The organism is Methylobacterium variabile (assembly GCF_001043975.1).
Taxonomy (GTDB): domain Bacteria; phylum Pseudomonadota; class Alphaproteobacteria; order Rhizobiales; family Beijerinckiaceae; genus Methylobacterium; species Methylobacterium variabile.
On sequence record NZ_LABY01000291.1, the window covers coordinates 1 to 13,696 of the forward strand.

The following is a 13,696-nucleotide window of genomic DNA, read 5'->3' on the forward strand; positions in this document are numbered from 1 at the left end:
CCGATGGAGATCCAGGGCACGAGGATGACGACGACGAGACCGGCGAGCAGGGCCAGCATGTAGCCGATGATCGGCCGGATGCCCTCGTCCGGGTGGATCCGGCTGATCGCGCAGGCTGCGTAGTACCCGACCCCGAACGGCGGCGCGAACAGGCCCACGCCCATCGCCAGGATCACCACCATCGCGTAGTGCACCTCGTGCACCCCGACCTGCCGCGCGATCGGGAACAGGAGCGGGCCAAACAGCACGATCGCCGGGATCCCCTCCAGAACAGACCCCAGGATCACGAACGCCACCGCCGACACGAACAGGAACCCGAGCGTCCCGCCCGGCAGGCTCTTCATCATCACCGCCAGGCTCTGCGAGAACCCCGACTGCGTCAGCGCCCACGCCATCCCGGTCGCCGCCCCGATGATCAGCAGGATCGCCCCCGACAAGGACGCCGTCGACACCAGCATCGGGTACACCCGCCGCCAGTCGAACTGACGGTAGATCACCAGGCCCGCCACGATCGCGTAGACGATGCCGATCGTCGACACCTCGGTGGCCGTCGCCACCCCCTCCACCACCGCCGCGCGGATGACGAAGGGCAGCGCCAGCGCCGGGAACGCGATCACCAGCGTCCGGCCGATCTCGCCCCAGGTGGCGCGCTTGACGTGGCTGAGATCCTCGCCCCGGTAGCGCCACCACACCAGCATGCACAGCGTGATGCCCAGCACCACGGCCGGCATCAGCCCGCCGGTGAACAGCGCGGTGATCGACACGCCGGTCACCGACCCGATGGTGATCAGCACCAGCGAGGGCGGGATGGTCTCGGTCTGCGCGCCGGTGGCGGAGAGCAGCGCGACGAGGTCGCCCTCCTTGGCGCCGCGCTTCTTCATCTCGGGAAACAGCACCGGGGCCACCGCCGCCATGTCGGCGGCCTTGGAGCCCGAGATGCCCGAGACGAGGTACATCGCGCCCACCAGCACGTAGTGCAGGCCGCCGCGGACGTGGCCGAGCAGCGAGGCGAGGAAGCCCACCATGGCTTTCGCCATGCCGGTCATCTCGATCAGCAGGCCGAGGAAGACGAAGAGCGGCACGGCGAGCAGGATGAGGTGGCTCATGCCCTCGTCCATGCGCCCGACCACCACCATGGCGGGGGCGCGGGTGGTGAGCATCAGGTAGCCGAAGGTGGCCAGGCCGAAGGCGAAGGCGATCGGCACGCCGGTGAAGACCAGGGCGCCGACGCCGAGGACGAAGAAGATCAGGAGGTTCCAGTTGCCGAGGGAGCGCAGGACCGGCTCGGCGAGCATCAGGGCGGCGATGATGAGGCCGCTGAGCGCCACGGCGCCGGCGGCATGGCGCCAGTCGGCGCACTCGATGAGGCGCAAGCTTGCGACGACCAGCATGAGGGCGAAGCCGACCGGAAGGGCGGCGGCGCGCCAGGCGTTGGTGATCTCCAGCGCCGGGGTCTGGACGAAGATCTCCTCGGCGGCGAACTCGTAGGCCGGGTGGAGGAGCATGACCACGAAGGCGAGGCCGGCGGCGAGGGCCACGGCCTCGAGGAAGGCCTGTGTCCTGGGCGAGGCCATGCTGACGAGGGCGGTCATGCGCATGTGCTCGGCGCGGCGGTAGGCGACGACGGAGCCGAGCATGGCGAGCCAGAGGAAGAGGATCGAGGCGAGCTCGTCGGACCACACGATGGGCGCGTGGAAGACGTAGCGGCTGACGACGCCCGCCAGCAGCACCACGACCTCGGCCACCACCAGGAGGGCGGCCGGGATCTCGATCAGGGGCCCCAGCGCTTTATCGAGGGAGCGCGCCCAGGCGCGCTTGGCCGACGCCGCCGGCAAGGCAGGCGCCTCCGCGAGTTCGATTTGCATGTCGTCCTCCCTTGAAGCCGCTCTCTCCGGTGCGGCCTCCGGAGAACCGGGCCGCATCGGGACAGTCGGCGCTTGTTGTTCGCGGTCGACGCAGAAGGCCGGGCCGATGGTCGGCTCAGACCTTGATGACGAAGGGGTCCTGGACCTCGCTGCTCAGCTCGCACCAGACGCTCTTGGTCTGGAGGTACTGGTCGATCGCGTGGATGCCGTTCTGCCGGCCGAGGCCGCTGTCCTTGTAGCCGCCGAACGGAGAGTTGAAGGCCATCGCCCGGTAGGTGTTGATCCACACCGTGCCGGCCTGGAGCTTGCGGGCCATGGTATGGGCGCGGGTGAGATCCCGCGTCCAGACGCCGGCCGCGAGGCCGAACGGCGTGTCGTTCGCCGCCGACACCACCTCGCTCTCGTCGTCGAAGGGGATCACCCCGAGGACCGGCCCGAACACCTCCTCGCGCAGGAGACAGTTGTCGGCCGAGAGGTTGTGCAGGATGGTGGGTGAGAAGAAGTATCCGTCGGGGAACGCCGCGACGGAGGCGCGCCCGCCGCCGAACAGGATCTCGGCGCCGTCGGCGACGGCGCGCCGCACCATCGTCTCGTCCTTCTCGAGCTGAGCCGCCGTCGCGACCGGGCCCATCTGCGTGGCCGCATCCATGGGGTCGCCGAGCACGATGCGGCCGGCGCGGGCGACGAGCCTGTCCACGAAGCGCTCGTAGATCGGGCGCTGGATGTAGGCCCGCGAACCCGCGACGCAGGTCTGGCCCGCCGCCGCGAAGATGCCCGCGAGCACGCCGGCCTCGGCCCGGTCGAGATCGGCATCCGCGAAGACGATGTTCGGGCTCTTGCCGCCCAATTCGAGCACGGTGCTGACGAGCCGCTTGCCGGCCGCCGTCGCGATGGCGCGGCCGCCCGCGTCGCCGCCGGTGAAGTTGATCTTCGCCACCTTGGGATGGTTGACGAGCGCCTCGCCCGCTCCCCGCAGGCCCGTCACCACGTTGATCACGCCCGGGGGGATGCCGGCCTCCTCGGCCAGGCGCGCGAGCTCGATGGCGGAGGCGGAGGTGACCTCGGAGGGCTTGATGACCACGGTGTTGCCCGCCGCCAGGGCCGGCGAGAGCGCCATGATCGTCAGGAAGGTGGGGGAGTTCCAGGGCACGATGACGGCGACGACGCCGAGCGGTTCGCGCAGCGTGTAGTTGAAGACGCTGGTGCGATCGAGCGGGATGACGGTTCCCTCGACCTTGTCGGCCAGGCCGCCGAAGTAATACAGCCAGTCCTGCACGAGGCGGGCCTGGGTGTGCATCTCGGCGTAGAGCTTGCCGTTCTGGGCCGTCTCGAGGGCGGCGATGCGGTCGGCGTGCTCCGCGATCCTGTCGCCCCATTTCATCATCAGGCGCCCGCGACGGGTCGGGGACAGCCTGCCCCACGGCCCGTCCAGGGCGGAGGCGGCCGCGCCGACGGCGGCGTCGACGTCGGCGGCCGAGGAATCGGCGAACACGCCCCAGGCTTTGCCGGTCGTCGGGTTGTAGGACTGGAACGTGCGCCCATCCGCGGCCGGGGCGTCGCGACCGGCGATGAAGTTCGCGTAGACGTTGCGCGCATCGGGCGCGAGCGAGGTGGTCATGAGGGTCACTCCGCGGCAGGACGAATCGGCGGCCTGGATGTCAGGCGCCTGAGGGGGTGGTCTCGGGGGAGGCGCAGCGCTGGGCGACGCGCCAGACGGCGCTGTCGAGGGGCGCGCCGCGCCACTGCGCGAGGTGGCGGTCGCTCGCCGTGAGGGCCGCCTGGTCGATGCCGGTGCGCACCCCCATCGCCTCCAGCATGGACACGACGTCCTCGGTCGCGACGTTACCGGTGGCGCCGGGCGCGTAGGGGCAGCCGCCGAGGCCGCCGATGGCGGTGTCGAAGTGGACGATGCCGGCCTGCAGCCCGGCCAGGGTGTTGGCGAGCGCGCAGCCGCGGGTGTTGTGCAGGTGCAGCTCGAACACGATGCCGGGGAATCGCGCGATCAGCCCTTGAGACAGCCGGAAGACCTGCACCGGATCGGCGACGCCGATCGTGTCGCACAGGCCGATCCGCTCGCACCCGCCCTCGACGAGCCGGGCCACGATCGCGTGGATGCGCGCCTCCGGCACATCGCCCTCGAAGGGGCAGCCGAACACCGTCGAGAGCGAGATCCGCCGCAGCAGCCCGTCCGCTCCCGCCGCCGCGTGCAGGTCGAGGATCTCCACCAGCGAGTCCTCGGTCGAGCGGTTGAGGTTGCGCCGGTTGTGGCCGTCCGTCGCCGAGAAGACGAAGGTCATGCCCTTGATGCCGGCGCGCTGCGCCCGCTCCATGCCGCGCTTGTTGGGGATGAGCGCGTAGGCGCTGACCGGCAGGTGGCGGGTCGCCCGCACGACCTCCTCGGCATCGGCGAGGTTCGGGATCCACGACGGATGGGTGAACGACGTCACCTCGATCTCGCGCAGGCCGGACGCCGCCAGCGCTTCGATCAGCCGGACCTTGTCCTCGGTCGGCATGAAGCGGGGTTCGTTCTGGAGGCCGTCGCGGGGACCGACCTCGGTGATGTGGGCGAAGGCAGGCAGCTGCATCGTCACGCCTCCGGCCGGAAGGCGCGCCCGAGGATGTCCATCAGGCCCTCGTAGGTCACGTCGCGCGGGTTGGGACGGACCTGGCGGAAGTTCGTCAGGCCGTCGCGGGCAAGCGCGTCCATGGCGCTGCGCGGCACCGCGAGGTCGTCGAGGTGCACCGGGATGCCGACGTCGCGCGACAGGGCCTCGACCGCGAGGACCGCCCGCTCGGCCCCCTCGCGGACGGAGAGGTGGGCGACCGGCTCGCCGAGCGCCACTGCCACGTCGCGGTAGCGCGGCAGGGATGCGACGAGGTTCCAGCGCATCACGTGAGGAAGCAGCACGGCGTTGGCGATGCCGTGCGGAATGTTGAACTGCCCGCCCAGCGGCATCGCCAGGCCGTGCACCATCCCGGTCGCGGCGCTGCCGAAGGCGTAGCCGGCGTAGAGGCTCGCCGTCAGCATCGCCTCGCGCGCCCTGACGTTCTGGCCGTGATGGACGGCCGTCCGCAGGTTCTCGCCGATCAGGCGGATCGCCTTGAGGGCGAAGTCGTCGGTCATCGGCTGGGCGAAGCGCGAGACGTAGGCCTCGATCGCGTGGGTCAGGGCATCCATGCCGGTCGCCGCCGTCACCGGGGCCGGGAGCCCGAGGGTGAGCTCGGGGTCGAGGAGGGCCGTGTCGGCGAGGAGGTAGCGGCTGACGATGCCCTTCTTGGTGTTCTGCGCCTTCAGGCTGAGCACGGCGACGTTCGTCACCTCGCTGCCCGTGCCGGCGGTCGTCGGGATGATGATCTTCGGAACGCCCGGCTGCGCGACCTTGTCGATGCCGAGGTAGTCCTCGACGTTGCCCGGGTTGGTGGCCATGACCGAGGCGCACTTGGCGGTGTCGATGGCGCTGCCGCCGCCGAGGCCGATGATCAGCTCGCACCCGAGCGCTCTCACGCGATCGGCGCAGGCGACCACCGTCTCGATGCTCGGGTCCGGCTCGACCTCCGAGAAGACCTCGACGTCGCGTCCCGCCAGCAGGTCGAGCGCGCGCCCGGCGATGCCGGCCTTCACGAGGCCGGGATCCGTGACGAGCAGGATCCTGCGCCGGCCGAAGCGGTCGACCTCGTCGGGAAGCTGGTTCAGGGCGCCGCATCCATGCACCAGTCTCTGGATGGCGGTGAAGATCGCGATGTCTGACAAGGGCTTGCTTCCGTTGGGATTCATGTCTGGCGGTGGCGTCGCGGCGGGATCAGATCACGCCGTCGGCCTGGAGCTGGGCGATGTCCGCCGGGCTCAGGCCGAGCCGTTCGGACAGGACCTCGTGCGTGTGGCACCCGAGCGAGGGACCGGCCCACTGCACCGCGCCGGGGGTCTCGGACAGCCGCGGCGTCACGCCCTGCATCGTGAGGCGGCCGTACTCCTCGGACTCGACCTCCACGACGGCGCCGCGCTCGCGGAAATGCGCGTCCTGCACGATGCCGGCGGCGTCGTTGAGCGGACCGGCCGGCACGGCGGCCCGCTTGAGGATGGCGAGGATCTCCTCGAGCGGCAGCGTGCGCGTCCAGGCCGCGACGAGGTCGTCCAGCTCCTCCTGGTGAGCGCCGCGGGCGCGGTGCGTCGCGTAGCGCGCGTCGGCGGCGAGGCCGGGATTGCCCATGACCTCCGCCAGGCGCTTGAAGATCGCGTCCCCGTTCCCGCCGATGATCACCCACTGCCCGTCGCCCGTCGGGTAGAGGTTGGACGGTGCGATGCCCGGCAGCCGCGTCCCGGTCCGCTGGCGCAGCGAGCCCGTCGCGCTGTACTCCGACAGGACGCTCTCCTGCACCGCCAGCACGGCATCGGTGATGCCGACATCCACCACCTGCCCCTTGCCGGTCCTGCGGCGGGCCTCGAGCGCGGCCACCGTGCCGAGGGCGGCGAAGACGCCCGCCAGCGAGTCGCCGATCGACAGGCCGGCGCGGGGCGGGGGCCGGTCCGGGAAGCCGGCGAGCGCGCGCAGGCCCCCCATCGCCTCCGCGATCGCGCCGAAGCCGACGTCGCGGCTGTAGGGGCCCGTCTGCCCGAAGCCCGAGACCCGGGCGACGATCAGGCCGGGATTGGTCGTCCACAGGTCGTCCGGGCCGAGGCCCCACTTCTCCAGCGTGCCGGGACGGAAGTTCTCGACCAGGATGTCGGCCTCCTGGAGCAGGGCGCGGGCGATCTCCTGTCCCCGCTGGTTGCGCAGGTCGAGCGTCAGGCTGCGCTTGTTGCGGGCGATGACCGGCCACCACAGCGACTTGCCGTCGAGCTGCACGGCGCCCCACTGGCGCATCACGTCGCCGGATTGCGGCGGCTCGATCTTGACGACGTCGGCACCGAGATCGGCGAGCAGCTGGCCGCAGAACGGGCCGGCGATGAACGAGCCCATCTCGATGACGCGGATCCCGGCCAGGGCGCCGGAGTTCGGAATTTGGGTCATGATGCCTTTCCCACGACGGAGAAGCCGCGGACCTGATGAGAGGGCACGTCGTTAAGCCTGCTGCCGATGTTGCGTGAGCGCACGCCGTCGATGTGGCTCGCGATCGCCGCGACGGCCTCGTCGACGCGGCCCTCGCGGATGAAGTTCAGGATGGCGTGATGCTCGTCCCAGGACCGGTCGCGGCCCTCCACCGTCCAGACCTCGAGCCACCGCGCGCGCGACAGGCGGATCATCAGGTCCTCGACGGCGCGGATGTAGAAGCCGTTGTTCGTCAGCCGCGCCAGCTCGACGTGGAAGTCGGAGCCGACGCGGTGCCACGCCGCGCGGGAACCGTCCTCCCGGCAGGAGTCCAGGATCTCCTCGATGACCGCGATGTCGGCCGCGCGCGCCCGCTCGCAGGCGAGCTTCACCACCTCGACCTCGATGACCCGCCGGAACTCGATGGCCTGCTCGAGCTCGTCGAGCGAGATCGGCGTCACGATCCAGCTTCGCTCCTCCCGGGCGACGAGCCCGTCCGTCTCCAGCCGCGCCAGGGCGGCGCGGATGGGGGTGCGCGAGCCGCTGAAGCGGCTCTCCAGCGACCGTTCGCTGAACCGCTCACCCGGCGCCATCGCCAGCGACAGGATGGCATCCCGAAGCTGATCGTAGATCGCGGTCATCTGCGACATGCTCTCGACTCCTTCAAACCGCGACGGCAGGAGCCGCGCCGGTCCGATGAAGCTATGCCCGGTCGCCGGACCGGACAGTTGCCGGGTGTCCGTGCCGGGCCGCGGTGATCCCGGCGTCCCAGAGCTTGTTCGACCTGGCCGACGGCGTTGATATCCTCTCCGTCACTCCGGGGCCGCGCAGCGGAGCCCGGAGTGACGCGATGAGTGTCAGCGCCGTCATGGCCCATCAAACAGGCTCTTACAGAGGACCGACGACGTCCTGCAGCTTGTTCCAGAGCTCGTCGCCGAACTTGCCCTGCCAGTTCTTGTAGAAGCCGCTCTTGCGCAGCGTCTCGCGGAAGGCCGCGCGGTCGACGTCCACGAACGCGATGCCCTTGCTCTGGAGGTCGCCGCGCAGGGTGTCGCTCAGCTTCGCGACGTCCTGGCGCTGCGCGATGGCCGATGCGTTGATCTCGTTCACGACGATGTCGCGCAGGTTGTTCGGAAGGCTCGCGAAGGCGCGGCGGTTGCCGACGACCCAGAACCCGTCCCAGACGTGATCCGTCATCGAGATGCTGTTCTGAACCTCGTAGAGCTTGGTCGTGTAGATCAGCGGGAGGGCGTTCTCCTGGCCCTCGACGATCTTCGTCTGCAGGGCGGAATAGACCTCGTTGAAATTGATCGGCGTGGGGCTCGCGCCGAGCGACTGGAACAGGGAGGTCAGCATCGGCGCGACCGGCACGCGGATCTTGAAGCCCTTGATGTTGTCCGGGGTCGCGATCCTGCGGGTCGAGGAGCTGACCTGCCGGAATCCGTTGTTCCAGATCTTGTCCGTGACGAACAGGCCGGACTTCGTGATCTGCGCGCGGACGTGATCGCCGAACGCACCGTCCATCGCCTTCCAGACGTGGTCGTAATCGGGGAAGGCGAATCCCGTGTTGAGCATGCCGCAGGACGGGACCAGGGTCGCTAGGATCGAGGACGAGATGTTCAGGATCTCGATGCCGCCGCTGCGCGCCTGCGAGATGAGATCCGTGTCGGAGCCGAGCTGATTGGCCGGAAAGAGGTTGATCTCGACGCGGCCGCCCGTCGCCTCCCGGATGCGCGCGATGGCCTCGGCGGCCCGAAGGTTGACCGGATGCGTCGGGTCCTGGCCGGTCGCGTACTTGAAGACGAACTCGGCGGCCCGGCTCCGCGTCGAGCCGATCGACACGAGCGGCATCGCCGCCAGCCCGGCGATCGCGTGGCGCCTCGAAATTCCGGATCTGCTGTTCTCGACCATGGACGTTCTTCCCCTTTGACGCGGTGCTGCCGGCTGTCGTCTGCGCGAGATGCCGGTCCTGTTTCGATGATCGTGTCGGACGGCGCGACCGGGCGCCGAGGCGCGCGGCCTGCTCCTGCCCCGGCCTCGCCGGTGCGGGCTCGGGCCGTCAGGTTCGTCTCGGCGCCTTGTTAGCGCCTAATTGGTATACCATGCGGTATTCCACATTCACGCGGGCCGTCAAGCGACCTGAGGCGGTCAGGGGGACAAATCGGCGGAAACGCGCGGGAGGTCGGCGTCGGGCGGTGGCCGGACCTCGCCGGGGCCGGCGCTCATCCGTCCCTGCGGCTTGGCCGGGCTGACGGCCGTGGAACACGCCGATGCATGGCCTCCCACCCTGGAGCGCCTTGCCGGCCGGGGGCGGAACTACAGAGATCCAGACCGCCCACGTCGACCGGCGGCAGGGGCCCTGTGAGGCGATGCCGTCTCGCCATCTCGACCAGCGCGCCCGAAGCTCGCCCATCTGCGCCTCGTCGACGCGCCGGAGACCCATCGCAGCCTGCTCAAGGCCGCGACGATCCTCGGGGCGATGCAGCCGGCCCTCACCAAGAGCCTGCACGAGATCGAGGCCACCGTTCGGACGCGGCTCTTCGACCGGCACGCCCGGGGCGTGCGGCCGATGGAGACCGGCATGGTGCTCGTGCGCGCGGCGCGCCGGATTCTCGCGGAGGTGCGCAGCCTCGACGGGAAGCTCGACCGGCACGCCGATCGAATGGGCCCGAGGTCGTGGATGGCACGACCGCGCGCCTCCGGGTGCTGCTCAACCTGCCGGCAAGCCTGGAATCACGCCGTGCGGAAGCCACGGGTTCAGGATGTGATGGCCATCACGTGGGCTTCGCATCCAACGGGCCAGGGCCCTGCTCGTCCCTGATGGGTGAGGCGAGCAGCTCGTCCCAAGGCGCCGGGGATCGGAACACATCTCCGAGGAAGGCCAGGAACGCCCTCACGTTCGGATTGCCGCGCCGGTTCTCCGGCCACAGCGCCGTGATGGCGGAACGCTCGACGGAGAACTCCTGCAGGACCGGCACCAGCACGCCCCGCTCGACGAAGCGCGCGACGACGTAGGTCGGCGAGATGCCGATGCCGCCGCCCGCCACCAGGGCCGCCGCCACCGCGTCGCTGAAGTCCGTGACGATGCCCGCGTCGGGGGTGATTTCCACGACCTTCGCCCCGATCCGGAACGGCCAGCGCAGGGCCTGGCCCGTGCTCTGGAAGCGGAAGTTCACGCAGTCGTGGTGGATCAGGTCATCCGGATGCCGCGGCGTCCCGCGACACGCCAGGTAGGCTGGCGACGCGAAGGCGCAGAGCCGGTGCGGCGCGAGGCGCCGGGAGATCAGGCGGGAATCGGCGAGTTCGCCCACGCGGATCGCGACGTCGATGCCCTCCTCGATGATGTCGGCGAAGCGGTCCCCTAAGCGCAGGTCGACGGACAGGCGCGGGTGGCGCTCGCGGAACCGCGGCAGGGCCGGGGCAAGCAGGTGCACGCCGATGGGGAACGGCGCCGTCACCTTCAGGGTGCCGGCCGGCTCCGAGCGCGCCGCCACGGCAGCCTGCTCGATCGCCTCGGCCTCGCGCAGGAGGCGCAGCGCCCGCTCGTGCAGGTCGCGGCCCTCCGGCGTCAGGGTCAGCGAGCGCGTGGTGCGGGTGAAGAGGCTCAGGCCCAGCCGCTCCTCCAGCCGCTGCACGCTCTTGCTGACCGCGGAGGGCGAGATGCCCAGCGAGCGCGCGGCGGCCGTGTAGCTGCCGAGCGAGGCGGAACGCGCGAAGGCGATGATGCCGGTGAGGCGGTCGAGGCCGATCTGTTCCATGGCGGCATGATTGAAGCGAAACGGGGCCTGATTATCATGATCGGAGCGAAAGCCCATTCTTCTTCCCACACGCGCCGCGGCGGCGCCGGGAAGGATCATCGTCATGAGCAGCAACCTCCAGGACCGCACAATCGTCATCTTCGGCGGCACCTCGGGCATCGGCCTCGCGGCCGCCCGGCAGGCCCAGGCGGCGGGCGCCAGGGTCATCGTGGTCGGCTTCAACGCCGCGGGCGCCGAGCGCGTGGCGGCGGAGAACGCCTTCGCCGGCTGGCGCGCCGCGGACGTGACCCGTCCCGAGACCATCGCGGCGGCGCTCGTGGACATCCCGCACGTGGATCATCTCGTGCTGCTGGCCGGCACCTTCGTGGCCGGCAGGGTCCTGGACGCTGAGGTCGACTACCTGAGGCGCGCCTTCGACGAGCGCATCTGGGCGGCGGTGCACACGCTGCGCGCCCTGGGCGACCGGCTGTCCCGGGACGGCTCCGTGACCTTCATCTCCGGCGCCCTCGCGGACCGTCCGAGCGCTCAAGGGACCGCCGTGCTGGCCGCCGCCTCGGCCGCGATGGAGGCCTTGGCGCGCGGCCTCGCGCTCGAACTGGCGCCGGTGCGGGTGAACACGCTCTCGCCCGGCACCACCGACACCCCGCTGCTCGCCCGCACGCTCGGCGCCCACCGCGACGCCTATGTGGCCGCCCTGACCGAGAAGCTGCCGCAGCGACGCCTCGGCACGGCCGACGAAGTGGGTGCGGCGGTCGTCTTCCTGACGAGCAACGGCCTCATGAACGGCGAGACCCTGCACGTCGATGGCGGCGCCCGCCTCGTCTGATCGCCGGCCCCCCCCGCGGCATCACCGTCAACACGATCCAGCCGGGTCCGGTCGCGAGCGAGATGTCGGCCGGCATGGAGGCGATGCCTCACCCCGCTGATCGCGCTCGGGCGCATGGGGCGGGACACCGAGATCGCGGCGCTCGCGGCCTTTCTGAGCGGCCCGGAGGCCGGCTTCATCACCGGGGCCGCCTTGACTGTCGACGGCGGCTACCTGGCTTGATGAAAAACCCTGGACTGACTCCTTTGTCGGTCCCGATGCGGTCCACCGACGAAGGAGATCAGTCATGTCCGAGACCACGCACGCCGCCCGACCGGCGCCGGAACCCGATTACGACCGCTTGCTGCGGGCCAACCTTGAACGCGTCTTCAACGAGCGCTACGCCGGCCGGCGGGCCGCTGCACTGGACGAGCTCTACGTGGCCGAGCCGGTCATGTTCGAGCCGACCAACGTCGTCGAGGGACGGTCCGCCATCGCCACGGTCGCCGGCAACCTGCTGGAACAGTTCGGACCGACCTTCCGGTTCACGCCCGTCGGCACCGCCGTCGGGCATCACGGGCTGGGTTCGCTGCAGTGGCAGGCGGGCCCGGACGGCGGGCCCATCGTCGTCACCGGAGCGGACGTGGCCGAGGTCGTGGATGGCAGGATCGCGCGCCTCTGGGTGCTGCTCAACCCGCCGGCCGCTTGAGACCGGTCCCGGACGCAGGCGTGCGCAGGGCGAGGGTCGCGTCGCAGATGTGGACGACGAGCTTGGCGCTGCACCTGCCCTCGCTCACCCGCGCAGTCGCGGCGGGCTGCGCCGTCGCGCGCACCTGCCGGTCCGAGATCACGGCCGGCGCCGTGTCGACGGCGCAGGCGACCAGGATGGCCACGAGCGCCACCACGCCGGACAGACCCAGACGGTGGTGATCCAGCCCTGTCCCCGGGGCGGCAGCCGCAGGGCATCGGGGCGGTAACACAGTGCGATTGTCAGCCGAGCAGGGAGCAGTTTTCGGCGTCGACCCGATCGTTGGTCTTGAGATCAGTGGAGGCTGCCACGCGGCGACAGGGCGATGCTCTCATCCGAAGACGGCGATCCCGCGCGGGCAAGCGGTCATCGTCGTTGCACCCGTCCTCGGGCAGGTATCGGTGCTGGCGCCGCAGCGTGGCGCCGCCTAATGCCGGCAGGTGCCGTCCTGCCACGTCCCGCCCGCGTCGAGGCAGGCATCCTGCGCGAGGACGTCGCGCAGCCGCCATCCCATCGCTACGAGAAGAATCGCAACCGCCGCTGCCACGACCCATCGCCTGCCCGCCATGCGCACCATCCAGCCCGGATGCCGTCTCGTGATCCACCCTCACCTTAAGGTTTCGCCGCGAGACCCTGCGACAAGACGGGATCCTGTGCGGACGAAGCGTCTGCCCATGAAAGCATATCTGCTTGGCTGCCGGCCTGCCCGAAGGTCGCGCCGCCTGATCCTGCTCGCCGTCCTCGTCGCTGCGGCGGGCGGTTCAGGGGTGCGAGCCGAGGAGAACGAGTGCCGGCGCTCGCCCGCCCTCTCCGCCGGCGCGGCGCTCGCCGTAGGGCGGATCGTGGGCCCGGGCCGCACCGCCTTCGTGAAGGACGGGCTCGCCCGCGCGGGCTGCCCCGACCCGAGCCCCGCCTGCCGCGAGCGGGCCTACCTGGTGGCCGGCGATTCCGTGCTCCTCGGGGAGCGCCGCGGCGCATTCCTCTGCGCCGCATACCGCGGCCAGAAGGACGATGCGGGCCGGGTGGGCTGGATCCCGGCCGAAGCGGTGGCGGTCGAGGCGCCGACCCCCGTCACGCGAGAGGACTGGCTCGGCACCTGGACGCGGGTGGAGGCGCGGATCCGGGTGAAGCTCGGGGACAAGCCCGGGACCCTGACCGTCGCGGGCGATGCGACCTGGGGTGCGGGCGACCCGGACCGGGTGCGCCGCGGCGGGATCCACATCGGCGAGTTCGCCGGGACGGTCGCTCTCAAGGGCGACACCGTCAGCTTCGCGGTCGGCGAGGCCGGCGCCCTGCCGGTCGAGAAGGGCGGCGCCTACGATTGCAAGGTCTGGCTGCGGCGGATCGGCGCCTGGCTCGTCGTCGACGACAACCTGGCCTGCGGCGGCGCCAACGTCACCTTCCGCGGCACCTACCGGCGGCAGCCATGAGGGTGTCGCCGTGGCCGGCTTGCGACGCGGCCGTGCCTTCGCCGCGGGCGGAGGGCTGATCCG

14 protein-coding genes are annotated in these 13,696 nt (G+C 70.8%); 5 read left to right on the top strand and 9 right to left on the bottom strand.

The features are described from left to right. The 7 genes from VQ02_RS31125 to VQ02_RS31155 form a co-directional block, all read right to left on the bottom strand. Window positions 1-1,865 (bottom strand): TRAP transporter large permease (locus tag VQ02_RS31125; protein ID WP_048448134.1); only part of this gene is annotated, 1,865 nt, incomplete at its 3' end. A gap of 115 nt (window positions 1,866-1,980) precedes the next feature. Then, entirely contained in the window at window positions 1,981-3,483 is a 1,503-nt protein-coding gene (locus tag VQ02_RS31130) for an aldehyde dehydrogenase (RefSeq protein ID WP_083469551.1), read from the bottom strand. Between the two features lie 40 nt (window positions 3,484-3,523). Beyond that, a complete protein-coding gene (locus VQ02_RS31135) occupies window positions 3,524-4,450 on the bottom strand; it encodes a hydroxymethylglutaryl-CoA lyase (RefSeq protein WP_048448135.1) in 927 nt (308 codons plus the stop codon). Window positions 4,451-4,452: 2 nt separating this feature from the next. Next, window positions 4,453-5,616, bottom strand: a complete 1,164-nt coding sequence (locus VQ02_RS31140) for an iron-containing alcohol dehydrogenase (protein ID WP_048448145.1) — start codon at window positions 5,614-5,616, stop codon at window positions 4,453-4,455. Between the two features lie 49 nt (window positions 5,617-5,665). Further along, a complete protein-coding gene (locus VQ02_RS31145; protein ID WP_048448136.1) occupies window positions 5,666-6,874 on the bottom strand; it encodes a CaiB/BaiF CoA transferase family protein in 1,209 nt (402 codons plus the stop codon). Next, a complete protein-coding gene (locus VQ02_RS31150) occupies window positions 6,871-7,542 on the bottom strand; it encodes a GntR family transcriptional regulator (RefSeq protein ID WP_048448137.1) in 672 nt (223 codons plus the stop codon). Before VQ02_RS31150 ends, VQ02_RS31145 begins: the two co-directional genes overlap by 4 nt. Window positions 7,543-7,780: 238 nt before the next feature. Then, a complete protein-coding gene (locus VQ02_RS31155) occupies window positions 7,781-8,803 on the bottom strand; it encodes a TRAP transporter substrate-binding protein (RefSeq protein WP_048448138.1) in 1,023 nt (340 codons plus the stop codon). 502 nt (window positions 8,804-9,305) lie between these two features. On the opposite strand from VQ02_RS31155, the gene VQ02_RS40130 reads away from it, so the two are divergent. After that, window positions 9,306-9,713 (top strand): LysR family transcriptional regulator, encoded by a 408-nt coding sequence (locus tag VQ02_RS40130; protein ID WP_083469552.1) that lies wholly within the window; start codon window positions 9,306-9,308, stop codon window positions 9,711-9,713. Here the strand turns inward: VQ02_RS40130 and VQ02_RS31165 are convergent. Further along, window positions 9,667-10,650: a LysR family transcriptional regulator gene (locus tag VQ02_RS31165; protein WP_048448140.1), complete on the bottom strand. Its 984-nt coding sequence runs from the start codon at window positions 10,648-10,650 to the stop codon at window positions 9,667-9,669. The two genes, VQ02_RS40130 and VQ02_RS31165, sit on opposite strands and share 47 nt — an antisense overlap. 103 nt (window positions 10,651-10,753) lie before the next feature. Between VQ02_RS31165 and VQ02_RS31170 the strand changes: the two genes are divergently transcribed. The 3 genes from VQ02_RS31170 to VQ02_RS31175 all read left to right on the top strand — a co-directional run bounded on the left by VQ02_RS31170 (window position 10,754) and on the right by VQ02_RS31175 (window position 12,164). After that, the gene (locus VQ02_RS31170; protein ID WP_048448141.1) at window positions 10,754-11,476 is read left to right on the top strand and encodes an SDR family oxidoreductase; all 723 of its coding nucleotides are present in this window, start codon (window positions 10,754-10,756) and stop codon (window positions 11,474-11,476) included. A gap of 114 nt (window positions 11,477-11,590) precedes the next feature. Beyond that, the gene (locus VQ02_RS40135) at window positions 11,591-11,698 is read left to right on the top strand and encodes an SDR family oxidoreductase (protein ID WP_425339942.1); all 108 of its coding nucleotides are present in this window, start codon (window positions 11,591-11,593) and stop codon (window positions 11,696-11,698) included. 64 nt (window positions 11,699-11,762) lie between these two features. Continuing rightward, window positions 11,763-12,164 (top strand): nuclear transport factor 2 family protein, encoded by a 402-nt coding sequence (locus VQ02_RS31175; RefSeq protein ID WP_048448142.1) that lies wholly within the window; start codon window positions 11,763-11,765, stop codon window positions 12,162-12,164. On the opposite strand, the gene VQ02_RS31180 is transcribed toward VQ02_RS31175, so the two are convergent. After that, a complete protein-coding gene (locus VQ02_RS31180) occupies window positions 12,145-12,360 on the bottom strand; it encodes a hypothetical protein (protein ID WP_053080623.1) in 216 nt (71 codons plus the stop codon). The two genes, VQ02_RS31175 and VQ02_RS31180, sit on opposite strands and share 20 nt — an antisense overlap. A gap of 517 nt (window positions 12,361-12,877) precedes the next feature. Between VQ02_RS31180 and VQ02_RS31185 the strand changes: the two genes are divergently transcribed. Then, window positions 12,878-13,633: a hypothetical protein gene (locus VQ02_RS31185; protein WP_048448143.1), complete on the top strand. Its 756-nt coding sequence runs from the start codon at window positions 12,878-12,880 to the stop codon at window positions 13,631-13,633. The last annotated feature ends 63 nt before the right edge of the window (window positions 13,634-13,696 follow it).